At 72.4% G+C, this 23,073-nt stretch carries 24 protein-coding genes, 2 tRNA genes and 1 other RNA gene; 15 read left to right on the top strand and 12 right to left on the bottom strand.

The window, feature by feature from the left end; translation table 11 throughout:
- The first annotated feature begins 34 nt into the window (after window positions 1–34).
- From ACOOHC_RS17415 to ACOOHC_RS17445, 7 genes are all read left to right on the top strand, one after another.
- Entirely contained in the window at window positions 35–289 is a 255-nt protein-coding gene (locus ACOOHC_RS17415; RefSeq protein WP_420451662.1) for a hypothetical protein, read from the top strand.
- A 2-nt stretch (window positions 290–291) separates the two neighbouring features.
- Complete coding sequence (locus tag ACOOHC_RS17420) at window positions 292–726, top strand: TadE/TadG family type IV pilus assembly protein (RefSeq protein ID WP_420451663.1); 435 nt, start codon at window positions 292–294, stop codon at window positions 724–726.
- Window positions 723–1,202 (top strand): hypothetical protein, encoded by a 480-nt coding sequence (locus ACOOHC_RS17425; protein ID WP_420451664.1) that lies wholly within the window; start codon window positions 723–725, stop codon window positions 1,200–1,202. Before ACOOHC_RS17420 ends, ACOOHC_RS17425 begins: the two co-directional genes overlap by 4 nt.
- Window positions 1,199–1,627: a hypothetical protein gene (locus ACOOHC_RS17430; protein WP_420451665.1), complete on the top strand. Its 429-nt coding sequence runs from the start codon at window positions 1,199–1,201 to the stop codon at window positions 1,625–1,627. The genes ACOOHC_RS17425 and ACOOHC_RS17430 overlap by 4 nt, the downstream gene beginning before the upstream one ends.
- Window positions 1,624–5,067, top strand: a complete 3,444-nt coding sequence (locus tag ACOOHC_RS17435; protein ID WP_420451666.1) for a LysM peptidoglycan-binding domain-containing protein — start codon at window positions 1,624–1,626, stop codon at window positions 5,065–5,067. Before ACOOHC_RS17430 ends, ACOOHC_RS17435 begins: the two co-directional genes overlap by 4 nt.
- Before the next feature lie 94 nt (window positions 5,068–5,161).
- Window positions 5,162–5,590: a hypothetical protein gene (locus tag ACOOHC_RS17440; RefSeq protein WP_420451667.1), complete on the top strand. Its 429-nt coding sequence runs from the start codon at window positions 5,162–5,164 to the stop codon at window positions 5,588–5,590.
- Between the two features lie 66 nt (window positions 5,591–5,656).
- Window positions 5,657–5,893, top strand: coding sequence for a hypothetical protein (locus ACOOHC_RS17445; protein WP_420453821.1), 237 nt, complete (start codon window positions 5,657–5,659; stop codon window positions 5,891–5,893).
- A 52-nt stretch (window positions 5,894–5,945) separates the two neighbouring features.
- Here ACOOHC_RS17445 and ACOOHC_RS17450 read toward each other — a convergent pair whose 3' ends face one another.
- Complete coding sequence (locus ACOOHC_RS17450; RefSeq protein ID WP_420451668.1) at window positions 5,946–7,289, bottom strand: hypothetical protein; 1,344 nt, start codon at window positions 7,287–7,289, stop codon at window positions 5,946–5,948.
- A 30-nt stretch (window positions 7,290–7,319) separates the two neighbouring features.
- On the opposite strand from ACOOHC_RS17450, the gene ACOOHC_RS17455 reads away from it, so the two are divergent.
- Window positions 7,320–7,589 (top strand): hypothetical protein, encoded by a 270-nt coding sequence (locus ACOOHC_RS17455; protein WP_420451669.1) that lies wholly within the window; start codon window positions 7,320–7,322, stop codon window positions 7,587–7,589.
- 118 nt (window positions 7,590–7,707) lie between these two features.
- Here the strand turns inward: ACOOHC_RS17455 and ACOOHC_RS17460 are convergent, their stop codons facing one another.
- The gene (locus ACOOHC_RS17460; protein WP_420451670.1) at window positions 7,708–8,019 is read right to left on the bottom strand and encodes a type II secretion system protein; all 312 of its coding nucleotides are present in this window, start codon (window positions 8,017–8,019) and stop codon (window positions 7,708–7,710) included.
- Between the two features lie 375 nt (window positions 8,020–8,394).
- Between ACOOHC_RS17460 and ACOOHC_RS17465 the strand changes: the two genes are divergently transcribed.
- Entirely contained in the window at window positions 8,395–9,120 is a 726-nt protein-coding gene (locus tag ACOOHC_RS17465; RefSeq protein ID WP_420451671.1) for a hypothetical protein, read from the top strand.
- 15 nt (window positions 9,121–9,135) lie between these two features.
- On the opposite strand, the gene ACOOHC_RS17470 is transcribed toward ACOOHC_RS17465, so the two are convergent.
- Genes ACOOHC_RS17470 through ACOOHC_RS17480 form a run of 3 tightly spaced genes read right to left on the bottom strand, consistent with a single transcriptional unit; the run spans window position 9,136 to window position 11,849 of the window.
- Window positions 9,136–9,900 (bottom strand): SDR family NAD(P)-dependent oxidoreductase, encoded by a 765-nt coding sequence (locus ACOOHC_RS17470; protein ID WP_420451672.1) that lies wholly within the window; start codon window positions 9,898–9,900, stop codon window positions 9,136–9,138.
- A gap of 26 nt (window positions 9,901–9,926) precedes the next feature.
- Window positions 9,927–10,646, bottom strand: coding sequence for a DUF429 domain-containing protein (locus tag ACOOHC_RS17475; protein WP_420451673.1), 720 nt, complete (start codon window positions 10,644–10,646; stop codon window positions 9,927–9,929).
- A 6-nt stretch (window positions 10,647–10,652) separates the two neighbouring features.
- Complete coding sequence (locus ACOOHC_RS17480) at window positions 10,653–11,849, bottom strand: type IV pilus twitching motility protein PilT (RefSeq protein WP_420451674.1); 1,197 nt, start codon at window positions 11,847–11,849, stop codon at window positions 10,653–10,655.
- On the opposite strand from ACOOHC_RS17480, the gene ACOOHC_RS17485 reads away from it, so the two are divergent.
- Window positions 11,848–12,696 (top strand): prepilin peptidase, encoded by an 849-nt coding sequence (locus ACOOHC_RS17485; protein ID WP_420451675.1) that lies wholly within the window; start codon window positions 11,848–11,850, stop codon window positions 12,694–12,696. The two genes, ACOOHC_RS17480 and ACOOHC_RS17485, sit on opposite strands and share 2 nt — an antisense overlap.
- A 7-nt stretch (window positions 12,697–12,703) precedes the next feature.
- On the opposite strand, the gene ACOOHC_RS17490 is transcribed toward ACOOHC_RS17485, so the two are convergent.
- The 3 genes from ACOOHC_RS17490 to ACOOHC_RS17500 all read right to left on the bottom strand — a co-directional run bounded on the left by ACOOHC_RS17490 (window position 12,704) and on the right by ACOOHC_RS17500 (window position 17,195).
- Window positions 12,704–13,975 carry a type II secretion system F family protein gene (locus ACOOHC_RS17490; RefSeq protein ID WP_420451676.1) on the bottom strand — a complete coding sequence of 424 codons (1,272 nt, stop codon included), beginning with the start codon at window positions 13,973–13,975 and terminating at the stop codon, window positions 12,704–12,706.
- Between the two features lie 100 nt (window positions 13,976–14,075).
- Window positions 14,076–15,848 (bottom strand): GspE/PulE family protein, encoded by a 1,773-nt coding sequence (locus ACOOHC_RS17495; protein WP_420451677.1) that lies wholly within the window; start codon window positions 15,846–15,848, stop codon window positions 14,076–14,078.
- Between the two features lie 54 nt (window positions 15,849–15,902).
- Entirely contained in the window at window positions 15,903–17,195 is a 1,293-nt protein-coding gene (locus ACOOHC_RS17500) for a hypothetical protein (protein WP_420451678.1), read from the bottom strand.
- A 200-nt stretch (window positions 17,196–17,395) separates the two neighbouring features.
- Here ACOOHC_RS17500 and ACOOHC_RS17505 point away from each other — a divergent pair, with 200 nt between their 5' ends.
- From ACOOHC_RS17505 to ACOOHC_RS17515, 3 genes are all read left to right on the top strand, one after another.
- Window positions 17,396–18,271 (top strand): 5'-3' exonuclease, encoded by an 876-nt coding sequence (locus tag ACOOHC_RS17505; RefSeq protein WP_420451679.1) that lies wholly within the window; start codon window positions 17,396–17,398, stop codon window positions 18,269–18,271.
- Window positions 18,272–18,282: 11 nt separating this feature from the next.
- Window positions 18,283–18,381: signal recognition particle sRNA small type (ffs, locus tag ACOOHC_RS17510), an RNA gene on the top strand.
- Between the two features lie 46 nt (window positions 18,382–18,427).
- A tRNA-Ser gene (locus tag ACOOHC_RS17515) sits at window positions 18,428–18,515 on the top strand.
- Between the two features lie 54 nt (window positions 18,516–18,569).
- On the opposite strand, the gene ACOOHC_RS17520 is transcribed toward ACOOHC_RS17515, so the two are convergent.
- Window positions 18,570–19,493 (bottom strand): putative zinc-binding metallopeptidase, encoded by a 924-nt coding sequence (locus ACOOHC_RS17520; protein WP_420451680.1) that lies wholly within the window; start codon window positions 19,491–19,493, stop codon window positions 18,570–18,572.
- An 89-nt stretch (window positions 19,494–19,582) separates the two neighbouring features.
- Between ACOOHC_RS17520 and ACOOHC_RS17525 the strand changes: the two genes are divergently transcribed.
- Window positions 19,583–20,041: a nucleoside deaminase gene (locus ACOOHC_RS17525; RefSeq protein WP_420451681.1), complete on the top strand. Its 459-nt coding sequence runs from the start codon at window positions 19,583–19,585 to the stop codon at window positions 20,039–20,041.
- A gap of 119 nt (window positions 20,042–20,160) precedes the next feature.
- On the opposite strand, the gene ACOOHC_RS17530 is transcribed toward ACOOHC_RS17525, so the two are convergent.
- Genes ACOOHC_RS17530 through ACOOHC_RS17540 form a run of 3 tightly spaced genes read right to left on the bottom strand, consistent with a single transcriptional unit; the run spans window position 20,161 to window position 22,858 of the window.
- Complete coding sequence (locus ACOOHC_RS17530) at window positions 20,161–21,624, bottom strand: hypothetical protein (RefSeq protein WP_420451682.1); 1,464 nt, start codon at window positions 21,622–21,624, stop codon at window positions 20,161–20,163.
- Window positions 21,621–22,355: a GTP-binding protein gene (locus ACOOHC_RS17535; protein WP_420451683.1), complete on the bottom strand. Its 735-nt coding sequence runs from the start codon at window positions 22,353–22,355 to the stop codon at window positions 21,621–21,623. Before ACOOHC_RS17535 ends, ACOOHC_RS17530 begins: the two co-directional genes overlap by 4 nt.
- A complete protein-coding gene (locus ACOOHC_RS17540) occupies window positions 22,352–22,858 on the bottom strand; it encodes a roadblock/LC7 domain-containing protein (RefSeq protein WP_420451684.1) in 507 nt (168 codons plus the stop codon). The genes ACOOHC_RS17535 and ACOOHC_RS17540 overlap by 4 nt, the downstream gene beginning before the upstream one ends.
- A gap of 110 nt (window positions 22,859–22,968) precedes the next feature.
- Here ACOOHC_RS17540 and ACOOHC_RS17545 point away from each other — a divergent pair.
- Window positions 22,969–23,058: transfer RNA gene (locus tag ACOOHC_RS17545), tRNA-Ser, on the top strand.
- Window positions 23,059–23,073: the final 15 nt, after the last annotated feature.

The following is a 23,073-nucleotide window of genomic DNA, read 5'->3' on the forward strand; positions in this document are numbered from 1 at the left end:
CCACGACGGACCTCCGTCGGAACAGGAGAAGCACATGACCACCTCATCGATCAAGCCGGCGGTCTTCGCCGCCGTCGTCGCGGCGTCGCACGCCTACCTCGACATCGGACCGCACCTGCGAGCGCTGTACGACCGACTGAGCGACGACTCCGGCGTCGAGGACGCGCCGTCCAAGCTGATCTACCTCGGCGTCGCCGTCGCCGTCGCGATCGCAGCGGGTCTGTTCATCATCCAGCAGTTCAACGACGCCCGGGACTCCGTCCCCGACCCGATCGCGCCGACCCCCTGATCGTGAGCGCGACCATCCGACCGGGCCCGTTCGACTCCGCCGGTGCGAGCGCGGAGGATGCACGACGCGGGCGGGGTGAGCGTGGGGCCGTCGACGCCGGGTTCGAGATCCTGTTCGGGGCGACCGCTCTGATCGCGCTGATGCTGCTCGTCGTGGAGACGGTCGCGTACTGGCACGCACGCAACGTCTTCGACGAAGCCGCCGCGGAGGGAGCGCGCGTCGCCGCCGCCTTCGACGGGACGTGCGCCGCGGGGTCGGCGACGGCCGACCGCCTGATCGAGCGACGAGCGAGCGGATGGGCGTCGGGCACCTCGGTGTCGTGCGTCGAGGCGGGCGGGATCGTGACCGTCACCATCCGGGGCACCACCCCGGGGGTGCTTTTCGGCTCGACCGGGCTGCGTGCGGACGTCACGGAGTCCGCTCCGAGGGAGCGATGAGCGCTCCGGACCGCACCGCCCTCGCCCGCCGCGACGATGCGCGCGCCGACGACCCCCGAGACCTCGGCGACGCCGGGTTCGTGTCGGTCGTCGAGGTCGTGTACATCGGGATCGCCGCGCTCGTCGCGATCGTGTTCCTCGGGTTCGTGGGACGCCTGGCGGCGTCCGGGATCCAGGTGACCAACGCCGCCCAGGACTCGGCCCGGGCGGCCTCGATCGAGATCGATCCCGTCGCCGCGGACCAGGCGGCTCGCTCGGCCGTGTCGCGCTCGGGTCTTCCCGCCCGCTGCGAGGGGTCCCCCTCGACGACGATGACCTGGACGCCCTCGGCGCAGGGGACCTGGCAGGGCGGGGTCGTGACCGTCATCGTGACCTGCACCGTCGCCAACCAGACGCTCACCGGGGGCGTCTGGTCGCCGGGGGTGCGGACGATCTCGGTGTCCGACAGCCAGGTGGTCGAGAGGTACCGGCGATGAGCCCCGACGGGAGGAGAACCCCGTCCGATCGCGTGCTGCCGGTCCGCGCGGACCGTGGCTCCGCGTCGGTCGCGCTCGTGCTGATGATGACGATGGTCGTCGCCGGCGCGGCGCTGATCTTCGACGGCGCCGTCTACCTCGCTGCCGAGCGGCAGGCGTCGAACACCGCCGAGGGGGCGGCCCGTGCGGCCGTCGCGACCGGGACCCCGTCGGAGGGCATGTCGGAGGCGGTCGCCCGCCGGGCCGCCGTGGACCACGCAGCGCTGCTCGGAGCGGCCGCCGCCGACGTGGTCGTCTCGTTCCCGTCGCGCACCAGCGTCGTCGTCACCGTCACGGAGCGGCGCCCGGCCACGTTCGCGCGCTTCGCCGGCGCCGAATCAATCACCGCCCGGGCCCGGGGCCGGGCACGACTGGAGTTCGGATGAGCACGACACGACACCTCGCCGCACGCGTCGCCGCCGCGCTCACCCTGGTCGCGACCCTGATCGGCCCCCCGCTCGCGATCGGGGCCCTGATCGGCCGCCCGTGGCCCGACCGGGCCCGGCTCGCCGACGAGATCTCGCTCGGCCGCCTCACGACGGACACCACGATGCGGGTCGCGGCGCTCCTGTTCGTCGTGGTGTGGGCGTGGGCGGTCGTCGTGATCGGCTCCGAGGCGCTGTCGATCACGCGGGCTCGGCGGCGGGCACCGGCCGCGGCTGCGATGATGGTCCGCGCCGACACGTCGGGACCGTCGGGGGCGCTCCACCGACTGGTGCGGATCGCGATGATCGGCTCGGTGACGACCGCCGCGACGGTCGGCTCCTGGACGAGCATCGCAGCGGCGTCGCTCAGCGGGAACGGACCGTTCGACGAGATCGCGCTCGGCGAGACCGTTGCCGGCGCCCCGGCCGATGCGACCGAGCCGGTGTCGCAGGTGCGCTCGACTCGGACGATCGTGTCGAACGGCCGCGCGACCCCGTTGTCGATCGCCGTCGACCTCGGCGACGAGAGCCTGCGCGACGAGATCATCGACCTCAACACGTCGTCGAGCTGGACGGGTGGGGTCTTCCCGGCGGGAACCGCGATCGTCGTGCCGATCGGGGACGACGCACGGACCGATCCGGCGTCGGACGGTCTCGGCGCCGAGTCGGACCGGACCGTGGTGGTGCGCCCGGACGATTCGTACTGGACCATCTCGGCAGCGGTGCTCGACCTCGATCCCGTCGACCCGGTCGACGCGGCGCCGGTCGCCGAGCTCACCGAGGCCCTCATCGACCTCAACGCACCGCGCCTCGGACACCGTGACCCGACGAACGTCCGCCCGGGTGATCGCCTCGAGCTGCCGACGACGGTCTCATCGTCCGACGGTGCGCCCGGCGGCGAACGCATCGGTCGCGACGACGATGACCACGATGCCCCGACCCACGTCGGCGAGCACGTGGTGGCGCCCGGCGACACCCTGTGGGACATCGCCGACGATCGCCTCGGCGACGGGCACCGGTGGGGTGAGCTGTGGGAGGCGAACCGTGGCGAGGACCTGGGCGGCGGCACCGCCTTCGTCGATCCGCACCTCATCGAGCCCGGGTGGACGCTCGAGGTCCCCGGCCGCCGCCCTCCCACGCTCGACGACCGGGCGGCCGGCGACGACCCCGCACCGACGACCGACGCCGACCAGGACCCCGCCCCCCGGGAGGGCGCACCGAGCGAGGCGTCGACCACCGACGGGGCGACGCGAGCGACCGACGAACCGGCCACCACCGCCGTGCAGGTGTCGCCCCCGACCGAACCGTCGACGACCTCACCGTCGACGTCCTCACCATCGACGTCCTCACCATCGACGACCTCACCGTCGACGACCTCACCATCGACGACCGTGACGGTGACGACGACGACGCCCGCAGCGGCCGACGTCGCATCGAGGACCGGTCCTGCCGATGTCGCCACGACGACCACGACGACCACGACAGATCCGGCCCCGTCCGGAGCCGGTGGCGCGACCGACGCGCCCGATCCGGACGAGCGGTCTCCGCGCGCACCCTCGCCGATCGGCATCGAGCACGCCGCTCTCCTGTGCGGTGCGGTGCTCACGCTCGTCGCCGTCCGCCGTCGCCGAGCCCTGCGTGCGGCGCTCCCCCACGCTCGCATCCCGGCTCCTCCCCCGGAGGTCGCATCGACGGAGCGTCGCCTGCGCACCATCGACCCGGGTGAGCGAGCGGCGCGCGTCGACGTGGCCGTCCGAGCGATCGCGCACCGCGTCGCCGGGACCGGAGCGGCCGTCGGCACGGTGCGCGTCGACCCCGACGGCGAGGTCACCGTGCGCCTCACCGGACCGGCCGACGTCCAGCGCCCCTGGGTGGGGGCGGGTGCGACCTGGACGCTGCCCGCCTCGGTGCCGATCGAGATGCTCGCCGACGAGGCCCGTCGCGTCGGAGCGCCGTGCCTGGCGCTCGTGACCATCGGGATCGACGAGTCCGGAGCCGACGTCCTCCTCGACCTCGAGGCGGCCGGGACGACCGTCGTCGACGCCCACCCGTCGCACGCGGACCCGGTGGTTCGCGCCATCGGCACGGCGCTGGCCACCTCGCTCACCTCGGAGGTCGTCCACATCGTGGTCGGCGAGCTCGACGCGGGGTGCCTGTTCGACCACCCCAACGCCCGACGGGCCCCCAGCGCGCCTGCGGCGATCGAGACGGCGATCGAGCTGGCGGGCTCGACCGCCGCGAACGCGACCACGACGTTCGAGCTGCGGTCGCGCCGCACCGGCGGCGAGATGTGGGAACCCGCCGTCGTGCTGCTGACGAGCGGTGACGACCTCTCCGGCGCGACCGGCTCGATCCCCGGACCCGGTCACGGGGTGGCGACGGTCGCGGCCGCCGCAGCGGTCGGCAGCGACATCGACGGCGCGAGATCCGAGCCGGGAGGCGCCCGACTCGTCGCGCGGAGCGACCGCTGGCAGCTGATCGCCTTCGGGGAGGAGATCGAGATCCACCCGATCGGCGTCACCGAGGACGACGTCGGCGCGATCGCCGAGGTGCTCTCGGACGCGCGGAACCCGGTCACCACGACCGTCTCGATCGGGACGGCGGCGGCCGAGACGGCGCAGGTGCGGGGCGAGCCCTACTCGGAGGTGCCCCACGCGATCGTGGTGTCGCTGCTCGGTGGGGTTCGGGTCACCGACGCGCAGGGCGCGCCGGGACGCTTCGAGCGGTCCAAGACCGTCGAGCTGATCGCCTGGCTGGCGACCCACCGCGAGCGCGCCACCCGCTCGGCGGCGCGCACCGCGCTGTGGGAGATGGACGTGCGCGACGCGACGTTCGCGAACGTCGTGTCGGAGGCCCGACGCGGCCTCGCACGGCTCGTGCCCCCGCCCGAGGGCGGCGAGTGGCTGGCGCGGACGCTGAACGAGTCGCTCCCGCTCCACGATCTCGTGGTCACCGACGCCGATCTCGTCCAGCGCCGGGTCGAGCACGCGCGCCTCGCTCCCCCCGCCCACGCGATCGACGTTCTGCGTCCCGCGGTCGAGATGATCCGCGACCTCCCGTTCGCGGGGACGAGCTACCTGTGGCCCGATGCCGACGGCCTCACGTCGAACCTCGTCCTCCTCGCGACGACCGCGGCGGCCGAGCTCGCCGGCCACGCGCTGTCGGTCGGCGACACCGACCTGGTGTTCTGGGCGACCGGGCAGGGCCTCACGGTGCTCCCCGGTCACGAGGAGCTGATCGGGCTGCGGATGCGGGCGCACGCCAGGGCCGGCGACCTCGCCGGGGTCCGCCAGGAGTGGGAGTGCTACGAGCGGGTGATCACCGCCGACTCGTGGTCGGACGGCGAACCGGCCCCCAAGCTGCTCGACCTGCGTCGCGAGCTGCTGTCCTCCGGTACGTGAGCTGCGATCGGGAGTCGAGCACGCTCGCGAAACGTTGTCGGAACGCCCCCACGATCCCCCGCGACGGCGGATCGGCGTCTGCGACGATGTGGGGATGAGAGCACCGACGTCCTCCGGCGCGCCCGGCCCACCCCGACGTCGCACCGCACGGAGGCTGGCGACCTCGGCGGGTGTCGCGCTCGCGATCGCGGCCTGCGGAAGCGGGTCCGACGAGGCGCTGCCCGCCGACGCCGCTGCGCCGGATGCGACGATCGGCGCCGCGACCGATGCCGGGTCGGTGGCGGAGACCGACGACGGCTCCGACGCCGACACCGCGACCGCGAACTCCCCCGACGTCGCCGTGGCCACCGGGCCGGGCCTCGTCGACCTGGTGGGCGCCGAGGTGGTCCCCGCCGCCGAGATCGAGACCAACTCGCTGCCGAGCGTCGTCGTCGACGACCTGAACAACGAGCGCGAGGTCAACTTCCGCAACCTCGTCCCGCAGGAGACCCCCATCCTGCTGTGGGCGTGGGCGCCGCATTGACCCACCTGCAACCGGGAGGCTCCCGGCGTCGAGCAGTTCGCTCGCGATCACGCAGACGAGTTGACGGTGGTGGGTCTCGGCACCCAGGACACCCTGGACGAGGCGCTCGAGTTCGTCGACGACCACGGCACCGAGTCGTTCACCATGCTGTGGGACGAGTCGTTCGAGACGTGGATCGAGATCGGCATCACGTCGCAGCCCTCGGCCGTGCTCCTCGCCGCCGACGGCACCCCGATCCAGGGATGGATCGGCGCGATCCCCGAGGACGAGGTGCTCCGCCTCGCCGCCGAGAGCCAGGCCTGACCCGGCCCACGACGGACGCCGTCGGGCGAGCGTCCCGATCTCCTCGGAAGCGTCAGCCGCCCGTCGCCAACCCGGTGGAGCCGAGCCACAGCGCCGGACCGACACCGGCCGCCAGCACCACGGCCCACCCCGTTCGGCCGAGGTCGAGGCGTGGCGTCGCAGCCCCCGGCTCGGGATCCGCGGTGCCGAGCAGCAGAGCGGCGAGCGGGACCGTGACGATCGCCGCCCTCTCGAAGAACCAGGTGAGCGCCACCGTCCCGGCGCCGACGAGGGTCGACGACCGGTTCTCCACAGCCGCCAGCCAGACGAACGCCGCCAGCAGCACGGCGCCCGGCACGCCGAGCGCGATGACCGCACCGACGACCACATCGAGCTGGTCCGACGATGTCGGCACCGCCCCGTCGCCGACCTGAGCCACGATCGCCGACCGCTCGTTCCCGAGGCCCCACCCGAGCAGCGGGCGCTGCGCGACCGCGTCGACGATCGCGTCCCACGAACCGGACGAGGTCAGCGGATCGAGGGCATCCGGGCCGGGCCGCGCGTCGGCGCCGGTGAACTGGAGCACCATGGTCCCGGCCAGCACCCCGATCGCACCGGCGATCGCGGCCTGGGCGGTCTGCAGGTTCGAGTGGAGCAGCGCGATCGACGCCACCGCCACGACGAGCGCGCCGAGGGCGACGATCGACCCCGACAGAGCCAACCCGGCGCCGAGCGCGAGCGCGCCGGCCGGCCACCGCCACACCGGCTCGTCCTCGGTCGCGCCACGTCGGACGCAGAGCGCCACCCCCGCAGCCATGAGCGTGCCGAGGTAGGTGGTCGACGAGGTCAACCCCGTGGCGTTCCCGTCGACCGTCGGAAGGGGGGCTCCCTCGGCGCCGAACAGGACCTGCGCCAGCGCGACGCAGACGTTGACGGCGCACAGCCCGACCACCACCGGGACCACCGCCCGACGCCCCCGCGGGGACAGGAAGTGAGCCGCCGCCCAGACCGCCACCGCGCCGGCGAGCGTCACGACGGTCGCGTCACCGGTGATCGAGACACCCCCCGGGCCGTCGAACACCGACGAACGCAGCGCACCGGCGACGGCCCACGCCACCACGGCCGCGGCCGCGACCGCCGCACGGCTGCCGTCACGGGCCAGTCGCGAGAGCGCGACGACGCCGAGCGGAAGCACCAGGAGCAGACCCATCGTGCGCGGGATCTGCACCCACGACTCGAAGATCGGGAGGTAGGCGCTCGGGGCGACGACCGCCAGGACGACGACGAGATCGACCCCCGTCCACCCGGCGGCCATCCCCCGTCGACCCCGTGCGGGGCGCGGTGCGACGGTGGGCGGTGCGAGCACCTCGGCCGGTCGGGGCCGAGTGCGGGTCAGCGAGTCGAGGGTGACGGACACCCCTCCTCATCGGGCTCCGCGTCGCTCGACTTGACCGGATCCGGCACCCACCTGCAACCGAGGGCGGTCGGTCTCGCTCTCCAGCTCACCCTGGACGAGGCGCTCGAGTTCGTCGACGACCACGGCACCGAGTCGTTCACCATGCTGTGGGACGAGTCGTTCGAGACGTGGATCGAGATCGGCATCACGTCGCAGCCCTCGGCCGTGCTCCTCGCCGCCGACGGCACCCCGATCCAGGGATGGATCGGCGCGATCCCCGAGGACGAGGTGCTCCGCCTCGCCGCCGAGAGCCAGGCCTGACGCCACCTCACCGCACCGCCGAATCGGCGCCCGGTCGATCCGCCGCCGGGCGCGGACGAGCCCCGCCGTGGCGGCGGGGCTCGTCCGGCTTCGGTTCGGCTGGGTCAGCGGTGCCGGATCAGACCGGGCAGGTGCTGATGGTCGGGGTCACCGTGTCGGTCGCGCCGTAGGTGATCGTGACGTTCGACGGCGCCTCCTTCAGGTAGTCGGGGACGAGCTGGGCCTCGCTCGTGGGCTCGGACTGGTTCTGGGCGTAGTACGACTCGATCGCCGTCTCGACCGTGCGCCGCTCGACCTTGCAGGCGTTCTTCTCGCCCTGGTCGGTGATGCCACGGACCGCGAACACCGTGACGGTGGCCAGGATGCCGAGGATGACGATGACGATGAGGAGCTCGACGAGGGTGAACCCCTTGTCCTTCTTGTTGATCATGTTGCGTGTCCTTTCGCTGTGGGGATCCGTCGTGGATCCCGGTCTGTTCTCACGTTCGCCCCGTGAGAAGTCCTCCCGTAGCGTGAGTCATGCTTCGGCCGAGCGGGGGGCCACCTTGAGCGGGTTCCGCGAGGTTTCGAACGGCGCTCGCGAACCCCCTGATCAGGGGTGATGCGCTGACGCGATCTTGATGGCGGCCCGTCGGAACTGGCAGTCGAGCTGTCGCGCGGACGCTCCGGCGGACCCCTTCGGGAGCCGAACTCCCTCAAGAACGCGGAAGGTCGCGCCGATGGATGGACGTACGACCTGAGCACCGCCGGACCGGGCGTGCGTCGCAGCGGATGCCCGGCTCAGAGCGATCGACCGACGACGAGGATGTCCATGTTCGGAAAGACCAAGGAGCGCACCGACGGCGACGACGTCGATCTCGCGATCGACGAGTTCTTCGGCGACGAGGCCGCCGCCGCCGAGGCCGAGCGGGTCGAGGAGCTGCGCCGACGGGTCGAGAGCGTCGAGCAGCAGATCAGCAGCCAGTTCACCTCGATGGCCGCCTACGCGCAGATCGCCCAGGAGCAGATCGAGCTCGTCCGCTCCGAGGCCCACCACGCCACGGAGCGCAGCGAGCGGCGCGTCACGGGCCTCATCGAGCGCGAGCGCGCCGACCGGCTCGGCGACGACGCCACCGGCCGGCCGGTGGCCGAGCGCCTCGACGAGCTCGAGGCCCAGGTCACCGACATCCGCGCCAGCTTGCAGCAGTGCCTCACCAACCAGAAGGCGCTCGCGGACGCGATCATCGACCTCTTCCAGCCGGGCTCGCCCGTCGTCGCCGCCACCGGTGACCCATCGGGCTCGGGATCGGCTCCCGCCGTCGACGCCGACGGCGCGATGCCGTCGCCCGACGGTGCCGCGGTCCCGGCTCCGCCGCCTCCCGCTCACGCGTCGGCGATCGTGGATGCCCCTCCCGCCGACGCCGGCGCCGCCGTCGACGCCGGTGCCGTCCCCGACCCGTCGGGCGGCGGCGAGCACGACCCCACCGGTGACGCCCACGACGATGGCGAACCGGACGAGCGCGGACCGATCGGCGAGCTGTCGCTCGACTGACCCGCTCCGGCGGCCTCAGGGACGCAGCTTCGCCACCACCGCCCGGCGCACCGTGCGCGGGAGCGCCCCGATGAGCGCGGCGCCCACCCGGTTCAACGCCCCCGGCACCACGACGGCCCGGTCGCGGTCGATGCCGTCGAGACCTGCGGCCGCGACCTGCGATGCCGACTGCCACGCGAACGACGGGATCGACGACGCGTCGTAGTCGGCGCGCTCCTGGAACTCGGTGCGCGTGTAGCCGGGGCACAGCGCGGTGACGTGCACCCCCGACGGCGCGAGCTCCACGTGCAGCGACTCGCTGAACGAGGTGACGAACGCCTTCGTCGCCCCGTAGGTGGCCGACCCCGGCGCGGCGAGGAACCCGGCCATCGACGACACGTTGAGGATCCCGCCGTGCCCCTCGTCGGTCATCGCACGAGCGGCGACGTGGGCGAGGCGGTGCAGCGCCACGACGTTCACGTCGACGATCGCCGACTCGGTCCCCACGTCGAGCTCGTGGAACGGACCGCTGGAGCCGAGGCCCGCGTCGTTCACCAGCAGGTCGATCGGGATCGCACGATCGGCCAGGCGGTCCTCGACGGCGCGCAGCCCCTCGGGGTCCGCCAGGTCGGCGACGATCACCTCGCAGGCCACGTCGACCGACGACGCCAGCTCGCGCAGGCGGCCGCCGTCACGGGCCACCACGACGAGCTCGGTGCCATCCGCGGCCAGCGCCCGCGCGAGCTCGAGTCCGATGCCCGACGACGCCCCCGTGACCAGCGCTCGCGCCCACCGTGCCATCGGCGCAGCATCGCGCACCCACGACGTCAGCGCACGAGCTCGGTGCGCATCCCCTCGCTGTCCCAGTGGGGGTCGAGGGGGAAGCGCGAGATGGCGCGCCCGGCCTGGCGGCGCGCCGTCCACAGCAGCGCAGCCGCGTCGAGCAGCATCTTCGGGTGCGCGCCCACCGGCGGGGTGCGCGTCACGACGTCGTCGATCCCCGGCAGCTGGGCGCGGATGAGCTCGAGGCGCTCACGCCGCCCGTCGTCGTGCCACGGCGAGGTCTTGAGCTGCTGATCGCCGTTCATCGCGGTGAACGAGACGTCGGGGTGGGCCGGCACGAACCGCCGCGAGTGGTACGGCTGCAGCTCGGTCGCCGCCTCGCGCACCCATCGGAAGCGGCGCTTGTCGGCGCCGTTCATCCACTTCTCGTGGCGCGACGCGCCGAGCCCCGTCGACTCCTCGAGCGCCTGGCGGCTGGGCACCCCGTAGATCGCCGCCGCCCGCGGCCACCCCACGTACTGGCGGGCGTCGACGTCGCACGGGCGCCACGGGCCGTCGGGGTGGTCCTTCAGGCCCATCGGGGCGTCGATCGCGGCGGCGTCGAACGTCGGCCGGTGGTCGAGCACGTCGAACAGGCGCTTCACCACGAAGCACTCCTCGGCGGTGACCGTGATCCCGGCCATGCGCGCCGGCAGCACCAGCCACCCGCCCGGGCACGTCGTGACCCCGGCGAGGTTCTTGTACGGGAGCTTGCGGACGGCCACGACGGATCAGCCCCGTCCGGCGGGGGCACGCGGGTCGGTGTACTCGCCGCTGCCCGACGAGCCCGCCTGGCCCTGCGCCATCGTCGCCTGGCCCTGCAGCTGGGCGCGAGCCGTGGCGAGCTGGGCCTGGACCTCCTTCGGGTAGGCGCTCGACTCCATCGCGGTGTCCATCGAGATCAGCCCGGCCGCGACGAGCCGGGCGAGGTCCATCTCGACGGTCTGCATCCCGTCGGCGCCGCCGGTGGCGATCATGTTGCGCATCTGGCGCGACTTGCCCTCGCGGACCAGGTTCCGGATCGCCTCGTTCGCGATCATGATCTCGTAGGCCGCGACCCGGCCTCCGCCGATCGCGGGGAGCAGGCGCTGGGAGATGACCCCCTGGAGCGCCCCGGCGAGCATGATCTGGATCTGGTCGCGGCGCTCGGCCGGGAACACGTCGATGATGCGGTCGAGGGACTGCGCGGCGTCGTTGGTGTGCAGCGTCGCGAACACCAGGTGGCCGGTCTCGGCGAGCGACAGCGAGATCTCCATCGACTCGAGGTCGCGCATCTCGCCGAGCAGCACGACGTCGGGGTCCTCACGCAGGGCGCTCTTCAGCCCCTCGTTGAACGAGCGGACGTCGGTGCCGACCTCGCGCTGGTTGATCATCGCCATCTTGTGGTGGTGCAGGTACTCCACAGGGTCCTCGATGGTGAGGATGTGCAACGGGCGCGTCTCGTTGATGCGGTCGATCATCGCGGCGAGCGTCGTCGACTTGCCCGAGCCGGTCGGGCCCACGACGAGCACGATCCCGTACGGCTTGTACGAGAGGGTGGTGCACGCGGAGGGGGCGCCGAGCTCCTCCAGGGTGCGCACGCGGAACGGAACGACGCGCAGCGCCAGCGCGAGCGACGCCCGCTGGCTGAACGCGTTCGCACGGAAGCGGCCCACGCCCGGGATGCCGAACGAGAAGTCCACCTGGTTGTTGCGCTCGAGCTCGGCGCGCTGATCGTCGTTGAGCAGCGAGTGGACGATCCGGTCGATCTCGGTCGAGGTCAGCACCGGCACGTTCTCGAACGACACGAGGGTGCCGTCGCGACGCACCGTCGCCGGCCGACCCACCGTGAGGTGAAGGTCGGACGCGCCCGACTGCACGGTCGCCGTCGCGAGCGACACGAGCATGGGGTCGGGCTCTCCCTGGGTGAGCGCTTGTTCTTCGGTCATGGGTCTAACCTCCCGCACGGGCCGGCTCGAGGCCGGCGTGCTGTCGATGGAACTTCCTGTGCTGATCCCGCTCGTCGTCGTCGGCGGCCTGCTCGTCGGCTCGTTCCTGACCGTGGTCGCGGATCGGGTGCCGCGTGGCGGTTCGATCAACCGCCCGCCGAGCGCCTGCGGCGAGTGCGGTCTGCGGCTCGGGCCGCTCGACCTCGTGCCGGTGGTGAGCTGGGTCGCGCTGCGCGGGCGGTGCCGCCGGTGCCGCAACCCGATCGGGATCGAACCCGTCGTGATCGAGCTGGCGAACGCGGCGGTGTGGGTGGTGCTGGCGCTGCGCTTCCACGATGACGACGTCGCCGTGCTGCCGGCCTTCCTCGTGTTCGGCTCGGTCCTCGTCGTCCAGACGGCGATCGACGTGCGCGAGCACCGGCTGCCGCGCCCGATCACCTACGCCGGCATCGGGCTCGGAGCGATCGGTCTCGTCGCCGCCGCCCTCGCCGTCGGCGAGCCGCGCCGGATCGCGATGGCCGCGCTCGGTGCCGCGATCGCGCTCGCCCTGATCGGGGGCATCTACCTGGCGAGCAACGCCTACTACGGCGCGGACGTGGCGTTCGGGTTCGGCGACGTGATCCTGTCGCCGCTGCTCGGCATGTACCTCGGCTGGCTCAACCCCGGCATCGTCGCGCCCGGGCTGTTCTTCGGCTTCGTGCTCGGCACGCTCGGCGCCGTGCCGGCGCTCCTCATCGGCCGGGCGGACGCGCGCACCCAGCTCCCGTTCGGTCCGTTCCTCGCGCTCGGGGCCCTGGTGGCGGTGTTCGTGGGTCAGCACTTCGTCGACTTCGTGCTCGGACGCTGAGCGCCGGTCAGATCCCGGACGACTCGACGTCGACGACCGCGACGACCGGCGTCGGCGCCTGGGCCGGGCCGGCCTCCTCCTTCATGCCTCCGAGCACGCCGTACATCGCGGAGACCAGGGCGATCGCGACGAACCCGACGATGGCGCCGACGAACACGATCATCACCGGCTCGAACATCGTCGTGAACTTCTTGATGCGGCTCTCGAGCTCGCGGTCGAAGTAGATGGCGGCGGTCTCGAGCTGCTTGTCGAGCGTGCCGGTCTCCTCGCCGACCTTGAACATCTGGCGCGCCGCGCCGGGGAACAGCTCGGTCTCGATCAGCGGGGCGGAGAAGCCGCGCCCCTCGAGCATCTGGTCGCGGGCGACCTCGAGCCGCTCGCGGTAGACGATGTTCGAGGTCGCCTGCGTCGTCGTCTTGAGCCCCTCCGGGAGGGGGACGCCGGCCTGGACCATCGCCCCGAGGATGCGGCAGAAGCGCTCGAGGATCGCGTAGTCGACGATGCCGCCGATGATCGGGACCTTGAGCACGCCGCGCTCCTTCCACAGCTTCCCGGTCGGGTGCTTGAACAGGAACATGACCGCCGCGACGGAGATCGCGATGACGATCGCCGTCACGTACCACAGGTCGGTGAAGAAGCGGGAGAAGAACAGCATCATCCGCGTCGGCAGGGGCAGCTCGGCGCCGAGCTCCTCGAACAGCGGCTTGAACTGGGGCAGGACGTAGCCGGCGAGGAGCAGGACGGTGCCGAACGCCATCACCATGACGACCATCGGGTACGACAGCGCGCTGACCACCTTGCCGCGGGTGTCGATCTCGCGCTCGAGGTACTCGGCGAGGCTCTCGAGGGCGGTGTCGAGCTGACCGGTCAGCTCGGCCGACTGGAGGATGCCGACGTAGTAGTCGGGGAACACCTCGGGGTGGCCCGCGGCGGCGACCGACAGCAGACCGCCGTTGCGCAGGTCGTCGATCAGGTTGGACAGCGCCCGGCGCAGCGCGACGTCCTCGGTCTCGTCACCGATCGTCACCAGCGCGTCGGTGAGCGGGATGCCGGCCTTGACGAACACGGCGAGCTGGCGCGTGAAGTGCATCAGCTCCTTCTTCTTCACCTTCTCCTTGGTGAGCTCGAAGTCGAGCATCCCCTTGGTCTCCTCGATCTTCGTCGGGAAGAGGTTCTGCTCGACGAGCAGGGCGCGAGCGGACCCGATCGTGTCGGCCTTCGTCACACCCTCGACGGGTGCGCCCTCGGGATCGATGGCTGCGTATGCGAACTTGGGCATCTCGGGTTCCTGTGCTCGGGGGGAGGGTGGGATGTGCGCTGTTCATCGGCGCCAGCGCACCGCGACGTGAGGAAGATCTCGCGAGGACTTGACGCAGCGGTCAGTGCGCGAAGAGCGTCCTGACGACCTCGGGGACCGTGGTGACGTCGTCCTCCACGAGCTGCATCGCCTCGCGCAGCATCGAGCGCATCCCCTGCGCGATCGCGAGGCGCCGCAGCTCCTCGGTGGTCGCCCACCCGACGATCAGGCGGCGGATCTCAGGGGTGATCCGCAGCAGCTCGTAGATGCCGATGCGGTCGCGGTAGCCGGTGCCGGAGCAGTAGCTGCACCCGACCCCCTGGTAGAAGGTCGTCTTCTCGCTCCCCCCGGAGTGCTGGCGGAACACCGCCATCTCCTCGGCGCCGGGCGTGTACGGCTCCTTGCAGTTGTCGCACATCTTGCGGATGAGGCGCTGGGAGACGACCCCGACGATCGCGGACGCGACGAGGAAGGCCTCGATGCCCATGTCGAGCAGGCGGTGCAGGGCCGCGACGGCGTCGGTGCCGTGCAGCGACGAGAGCACGAAGTGGCCGGTGAGCGCCGACTGGATCGCGATGCGCGCGGTGTCCGCGTCGCGGATCTCCCCGACGAGGATGACGTCGGGGTCCTGTCGCAGGAGAGCCTTGAGCCCGGTGGCGAACGTGAGGCCCGCCTTCGCGTTCGTCTGCACCTGGTTAATGCCGGGGAAGACGTACTCGACCGGGTCCTCGACGGTGGTGACGTTCTTGCCGCCCGAGTTGATCTCGAGCAGGGTCGCGTAGAGCGTGGTCGTCTTGCCGGCACCGGTCGGCCCGGCGCAGATCACCATCCCGAACGGGGCGTGGACCAGCTTGGCGTAGGTGCTGTACGTCTCCTTCGGCATGCCCAGCTCGGACAGGCCGACCATCGACTTCGACTTGTCGAGGAGTCGCATGACGATCTTCTCGCCGAAGACGGTGGCGACGGACGCGACGCGCACGTCGAGCTCCTTGCCGTCGACCTTCGTCGAGAACTGGCCGTCCTGCGGCGCCCGCTTCTCGACGATGTTCATCTCCGACATGATCTTGAGGCGCGACGTGAGCGCGTTGTGCGCCGACAGGGGCAGGCTGAACGCCTCGACGAGCTGACCGTCGACGCGGAAGCGGATCCGCAGGCGGTCGTTGAGCGGCTCGATGTGGATGTCCGAGGTGCGGTCGCGCAGCGCCTGGCTGACGATCTTGGCGACGAGCTGGATGACCGGCGCCTGGTCGTCGAGGTTGACCTCGGCGATCGACTCGGCGGCGCTGCGCTGCTCGTCCTCGCCGGCGAAGGCCGCGACGAGCGAGTCGAGGTTCGACGAGGTGCGGAACATCTGCTCGATGTAGGCGGTGACCGACTTGTGGTCCGAGGCGCGCCACGCGATCCGCTGGCCGGGCACGGCCGCCTCGACCCGGCCGCGACGCTGGGCGGACGGGTCGACGGCGTACACGACGAGGCCGTCGGGACCCTCCGAGATCGCGATGACCTTGTGGTCTCGGCAGACCTGCTCGGGCAGCTTCTGCACGATCTCGTCGTCCAGCTCGCCGACGTTGGACTCGCCGACCGGCACCTGGCAGGCGGCACCGACCGCGTTCGCCAGCTCGGTGCGCCCGACCGCGTGCCGGGTGAGCGCGAAGTCGCTGAACTTGACCAGGTCGCCCCCGGCCTCGCCCAGCAGGGTCGCCAGGCTCTCCGCCGACAGGTTCCCCGACTGCACGAGCGCCTGCCCGGCCGCCTGGCACTCCGCGTCGGAGGCTCCGGGCGCGTCGCCGGGCCGCTCCGCGACCGCGACCGCGCCCGGCTCGGCACCCTCCTCGTCGCTCCTCTTCCGTCCCATCGCCATGTCGTCGTCTTCCGTTCCTCGGGTCGTTCGTACGTTCGTCGGTCGCGGTCAGCGACCGGAAGCGGCTGCGTCCACGGCGGCGTCGGGGCGCGGCGGTGGAGGAGGCGGCTCGGCCGACGGCGGCGCCAGCGGCTCGTTCGCCGGTGCGTCGATGCGGTCGAGCATCGCGATCATGTCGTGGGGGTCCACCCCGTCGTCGACGACCGTGGCCTCCGGCTCGGGCTCGGCGGCGCCGAGGATGTCGGGGTCGAGCATCAGAACGGCGCGCTCGACCTCCTCGAGGCGCTCGAGCTGGACGGCCATCTCCACGTCCATCGCCTGGTCGTTGACCGTGGTCTCGATCTCGGTGAGGCGCAGCGCGGTCGAGTCGAGGCTCTCCCGGATCGTCTCCTGGAAGCGATCCATCTCGATGCGCACCAGCTCGGCCTGGCCGAGCGCGGAGCCGACCTGGTCCTTGATCTCGTCGATCGCCTCGGCGTCGACGTTCGCGAGGTCGGAGCGGATCGTCTCGAACTCGGCCTCGACCGCCTCGAAGCGCGAGTCGGCCTTGGCGATGCGGTCGCTGAGCGTCATCACCGCGTCGTCGAGGCCGGCACCGACCCGCCCGACGTGGGCGTCGATGTCGGCGACGCGCTGGCCGATCTCGTCGGACAGGCGCGTCTCGAGGCCCATCACGCGCTCGGTCGAGCGCTGCTCGCTCGCCTCGACCCGGCTGGTCACGATGTTCGACACCTCGGCCTGGTGCCGGGCGGAGGCCGCCGACACATCGTCGATGCGGTTGCCGATCGCGCCGAGGCGCTCGTCGAGGTTGGCCGCCACGTCGGAGCCGATCCGCTCGAGGCGGGCCTCCACGACGGAGGTGACCTGGTTGATGTGGTCGACCATCTGGCCCGCCTGGTCGTCGAAGCGGCGGATGCTGTCGTCGAGACCGCGCACCTCGTCCTCGATGCGCTCCTGGCGGTCCTCGATCTTCTTCACCAGCGGGTGGGCGGCGGACTGCACGGCGGCGATGATCCCGACGTTCGCCTCGTCGACGACGCGACCGAGCCGGGCGTTGACCTCGTCCTGCTGGCGTGCGTTCGCCGCCGTCATCTCGCCGAGCCGGGTCTCGAGGACGTGCTGGATCTCGTTCTGGTAGTTCGAGCCGGCGACGTGGGAGTGCTCGAGCGCGGAGGCGAGCGAGCGCACCTGGTCCTCGAGCTCGACGCGGGCGGCGGCGCCGCTCGCGACCTCGGCCTCGAGCTTCCTCAGGTTCGTCGCGACCTCGGCGCTGAAGCGCGTGAGCTCCTGTTGCACCGCGCCCACGATCTGGCGCTGCATCTCCTGGAGTTCTTCGCTCATTCGGCCCTCTCCTCTGGGGGAAGTCGTCGATCGCGTGCTCGCGCTGCGCGCTCTGAAGCCCGCTCCGGCTCGATGATCTATCGACCGGTGGGGGTGCGATCTTGAAGGATCGCTGAGACGACCTGGGGGAACGCTTGACGTGGCCTGACGACACCGTGCGCGCGAGGGACGGCGACCGGAGCGGTGGCTAACGTGAGCCGATGCGGGTCCACCTTGTCGACGGCACCTACGAGCTGTTCCGGCAGCACTTCGGCTCGGCGTCGCGCCACTCCGACAGCCACCCCTCGGCGGGAGCGGCGGCGGTCGTGTCGTCCACCCTGGCGCTGGTGTCGGACGGGGCCACCCACGTCGGCGTCGCCTCCGATCACGTCATCGAGAGCTTCCGCAACGATCTGTGGGCGGGGTACAAGACCGGCGAGGGGATGGACGAGGCCATCGTCCGCCAGATCCCGGTGATGGAGGACGCGCTCGAGGCCGCCGGGTTCACGGTGTGGCCGATGGTCACCCACGAGGCCGACGACGCCCTCGGCGCGGCCGCGGCGGTCGCCGACGCCGACGAGCGCGTCACCCAGGTGCTGATCGTCACCCCCGACAAGGACCTCGCCCAGTGCGTGCGCGGCGAGCGGGTGGTGCAGTTCGACCGCCGCAAGCGCGAGGTGCTCGACGAGGACGGCGTCGTCGCCAAGTTCGGGATCGGCCCGGCGTCGATCCCCGACTACCTCGGCCTCGTCGGCGACACCGCCGACGGGTTCCCGGGGCTGCCGGGGTGGGGGGCCAAGTCGGCCTCGGCGGTGCTCGCGCGCTACGGGCGCATCGAGGACGTCCCCGACGCTGCCGGGCGGTGGGACGTCCCGGGGCTGCGCGGCGCGGCGAAGCTGTCGTCGACGCTGCGCGACCGGATCGACGACGCGCTGCTGTTCCGGCGCATCGCCACGATCGACATCGACATCGAGGTCGGCGGGGTCGACGACTGGCGATGGACCGGCCCGACCGAGCGCTTCGTCGAGGTCGCCGGCGAGATCGGGTCCCCGGGCCTCGCTCGCGAGGCCGAGCGGCTCGCCGCGGCGCTAAGCTGAACGGCGGTGGTGACCGGGCCCTGTGCGATGGGCGCCCGTGAACCAGGTCAGGCCCGGAAGGGAGCAGCCTTCATCGGCATCGTTCGTGCGCCGCAGACCGCCTGGTCACCACCACTCGACCACCTGCGTTCCCGCTAGCCTGGCGGGCGCACATCCGGAGGGGTGCGAGAGCGGCCGAATCGGCACGCTTGGAAAGCGTGTGAAGGGCAACCTTCCGTGGGTTCGAATCCCACCCTCTCCGCCAACGGCTCGTCGGTCGCCGATGGGTCGCCGCCCGGCCCGCCGGGCCGCTCGGAGCTCAGCCGAGCTGCGGGAGGCGAGTCGCGACGAACTCGAACTTGTCGACCGCGGTCGGGCTCGCGGCGAACGGGTACGGGTCGGGCATCCCCATCGAGCGGTTGAGCGCGTTGAGGGTGAGCGTCAAGGGCACCCAGCGGTCGTAGATCGCGCGGAACCCGACCGGGGCCTCGTCCGTCGTCATCACCCGGTGGGTGGTCGCCGTCTCGAAGGTGTCGAGGATGTGCAGCACGTGGGCGAAGCTCTCCGCGACGTCCTCCCACGGGTGGCTCGCCGCGTAGAACGAGATGTGGTCGTCGGACCACGAGCCGTCGTCCTCCCCGCCGTAGTGGCTCTCGAGCGCCGCCGAGTAGTCGGCGCTCTCGTCGCCGAAGCGGTCGCGGAACTCCTCGGTCGAGAAGTCGACGTCGACCGCAGCGGCCCACCACCAGTGGCCGAGCTCGTGGCGGACGTGGCCGAGGGGGGTCCGGTACGGCTCACCGAGCGAGATCCGCACCTCCTGGAGGTGCGACGGCTCGGCCTCGGCGGTGTCGAGGGTGATCAACCCGTCGGCGTGGCCCGTCGTGACCGGCTCGGCCTCCGTGCCGGCGCGCAGGTCGAATCGGAGCTGGGGTTCGCGCGTCGCCGGGTCGATGCCGAGGATCCACAGCTGGCGCAGGGTGCGTCGCTTCGCGAGCTGGAACGGGCGACGCAGCTCGTCGGCGGTGTGGTCGAGATCGAGCGAGCAGCAGTCGCAGAGATCGGCCGTGCCCCCGGTGGACGCCCAGTTGCAGCTCTCGACCGTCTCGCGCAGGGAGCACGCGGCCACCCCGGTGACGAACTCGTCGATGCGCGGGTCGTACGCGAGGTCGACCCCGCACGCCTCGCACGAGGTGCTGTCGAACCACACGACCTGGGCGCAGCCCGGACAGGAGAAGATCTTCACGTCGACATCATCGCAGCGGTTCGACGAGGTCCGACGTGCGACGTTCGACGGGCATCGGTCACGACCCGGCTCGTGGGAGACTCCGGTCGATGACGCCGACCGATGCCGCCGGGTGGATGGAGCTGGCGCTCGACGAGGCGGCCGACGCCCTCGAGCACGGCGACGTGCCGATCGGGGCGGTCGTCGTCGACGCCGACGGCGACGTGGTCGCGCGCCGGCACAACGAGCGCGAGCTGACCGGCGACCCGATCGCCCACGCCGAGGTCCTCGCCCTGCGCGACGCTGCGGCCCACGTCGGCCGGTGGCGGCTCGACGGGTGCACCCTCGTGTCCACCCTCGAGCCGTGCGCGATGTGCGCCGGGGCGATGGTCAACGCTCGCCTCGAGCGGTTGGTGTTCGGCGCGACCGACCCCAAGGCCGGGGCGGTCGTCAGCCACTTCCACCTGCTCGAGGGAGCGCCGCTCAACCACCGCGTCGAGGTGAGCGGGGGCGTCGAGGCCGACCGCTGCGGCGAGCTGCTGCGCGCGTTCTTCCGGTCCCGCCGCTGATCGACGACGGGCGCGATCGGCGGGGGCTGCCGAGTCGGCCGGGAGGGCGTCGGTCCGCCTCTGCGGGTCGACCGTCGACGTCGCGTCGGTGGGACGGCCGTCCGGAGGCGTCGGCCCCGTCAGCTCGAGCCGGTCCGCAGGCTGCCGATCAGGCGACGCAGCGCCCGGCGCCGTTCGCCGGTCCCCGCCGGGTCGGTGGCGGTGGCGGTGGCGGTGGCGGTGGCGGTGGCGGCGATCACGACGGGGGCGCTCGACACGTGGGCGGGGATCGGCGGCTCCGTCACGACGCTGCCGCTCGGTCCCGGGATGGACGGCGGTGGACCCCTCCGTGCGGCCGGATCGACGATCACCGCGGCGTCCGCTGCGACGGCGTCGGACGACGATGCCCCGATGTCGTGGGAGTCGTCGTCGACGACGATCGCGACGGGGTCGTCCTCGACGACGATCGCGACGGTGCGCTCCGAGCAGGACGCGTCGCCGGTGCCGTCGTGGGCATCGTCGGTCACGGCGTACATCGCCTCCGCTCGCATCTGCGGGGTGGGGGGCGGGAACCCCCCGAACGGTGAGGGTGGCGACGCGGTCGCACCGGGAGTCGCGACCACCTCACGGGGTCGGTCGAGCGATGGCGCGATCGGTCGGCTGCCCTCGGCCGGTGGCGGCCCGGCGCTGCCGGTGACGTCGGGCCGACACGTCGCGAGCGTGGGCGCCGACGGGCCACGGCCCATCGCCTCGAGCGCTCGGCGCACCGCCTCGGCGACGTCGGAGAGCACCGCGGCGTCGTCGACGTCGGCGGCGGACCCCGGATCGGGCGCGCCCGCCTCGACCGATCCGGTCACGCTCGATCCGTCGTTCGGGGGTGGCGACGCGCCGAGCTCGCCCCCGGTCGACCCGTCGGGCCAGACGACTCGGAACCCGCCGCCCGGCGTCGGCGACGACGAGGTGTCGAACCCGCCGAGGACGTCGACGCCCGTCGGCCCGCCGTGCAGCGGTCGCGTCGGCGCGGTCCGAGTCGTGGGCTCGGGAGGAGCGACGTACCAGCGGTGGACCCCCGACGGGTGGTGGCGGTACGCCCGCTTCGTCGCCACGGCGGCAGGACCGGCCGCGAGGTCACCGACGATCTCGTCGGTGCGCGACTCGATCGCGACCATGACGACGTCGCGCTCGACCGAGGGGTCGCGGTCGAACAGCCGACCGACGTGCTCGACGTCGCCGACCCGCACGATCCCACGCTGGGCCTGGGAGTCGGTGAGCACCCCCGCCTCGGTGAGGATCGACCCGATCGAGGGGTCGTGCGCACGGACGGCGTGGTACACGTGGCCGGCTTCGAGGTACACGCTCACCTCGGGTTCGGCGGCGAAGCGGATCGCACCGGTGAAGCGGTCACGCCGAGCCTCGTCGAGGACGAGCGCGACGGGCGCGACCTCGGCGGCGCACGCGGCGTCGGGGCCGTGGGGGACGTCACCGGTCGGATCGGCCGCCACGGGTCCGCGGTCGGCGAGCCGACGGTCGGGTACCCGGGCGGGCTCGAGCTCCGATCCCTCGACGGGTGGTTCGATGCCGCTCACGGCCGACGCGGCGATCACGATCCGACCGCGACGGTGCCGTCTGCGTCGGCGACCGGATCCATCGAGTCGAGCAGGGTGAGCAGGATCTCCACGACGACCTCGCGGCCCGAGTCGGGATCGACGAGCTGGCAGGGCACGACCGGCGTCCCGGCGGCGGCGCCGAGCGAGCGGACGATGCGCGCTGCGACGTCGGCGTCGTCGCAGCGGTTCACGGCGATCACCGCCGGGACGCCCAGGTCGGCGAGCAGCGAGCGCAGCTCGACGCCCGCCGCCGCGTGGGTCGCTCGCGCCCGTGCGTCGACGACGAAGGCGACCACGTCGACCTCCCCCTTGAGCACGTCGGTCATGAAGCGGAAGCGGGGCTGGCCCGGGGTGCCGAACAGCAGCAGCCGGATCTCGTCGTCGGGGACGTGGTAGGTGCCGAAGTCCATCGCGACCGTCGTCTCGGCCTTGACGTCGGACTCCTCACCGCTGGTCCCGACGTCGGTCGACACGACGTCGGTCTGCGACACCGACCGGATGAGCGACGTCTTGCCGGCGGCGAAGGGCCCGGTCACCAGGATCTTGAACGTGTGCGCCGGAGCCGCCTCGTGCTCGTCGGCATCGCGCTCGTCGGCATCGCGCTCGTCGGCGTCGCGCTCGGCGGCGTCGCGCTCGGCGGCGTCGCGCTCGTCGGCATCGTGCTGGGCGACCGGGCCGGAGGGGTCGAGCTCGTGCTCGGATCGGGACCCGGCGAGGGCGACGGTCACGACCCACCCGCCAGCAGGGTCGCCCGAGATCGCACGTAGCGGCGCAGGCCCGCCTGGTCGACGCGCGAGTCGGTCAGCATCGCGAGCACCCGGCTCGTTCCGATCGGCCACAGCAGGAGCAGGCCGCCGTCGTGGTCGACGACGAGCTGGCGGAGCTGCTCGCCCCCGCCGATGCCGACGAGCTGGCGTGCCAGGCCGACCGACGCGGCGATCATCGCGGACTGGGCGGCGTCGTCGGGCATCGCGTCGCTGCGGGCGAGCGCGAAGCCGTCGACCGACGCGAGCAGCGCTCCGTTCGCGCCCGGGACCACCTCGCACAGCTCGTCGAGCGCTTCGACGACGGTGTCCGGCGGGCGTCGCGTCGGGGCCGGAGCGGGAGGTGGCGGCGGGGCGAGGGGCCGTGCGTTCGGAGCCGACGTCGGGTGCGGGCTCGCCACGTCACCGTGCGGACGTGGCCCCGCGCCGTCGGCCGGAGCGGGCAGGGGGGATGCCACGATGGTCATGCCCCTCTCCATCGGCACGTGCAGACGAACCCTTGAACGAGGGCCCGACGCGGGATCGGGCACCGTGCGGCCCGTGCGCGGACCGGCGTTTCGTCGCTAGCATCGAGGTCGGAAGGCTGCCAGAGCGGACGAATGGGACGGCCTCGAAAGCCGTTGAAGTCTTCGGGCTTCCGTGGGTTCGAATCCCACGCCTTCCGCCAGCACGTCCACGGGCG

The organism is Ilumatobacter sp. (assembly GCF_965215205.1).
Taxonomy (GTDB): Bacteria; Actinomycetota; Acidimicrobiia; order Acidimicrobiales; family Ilumatobacteraceae; genus Ilumatobacter_A.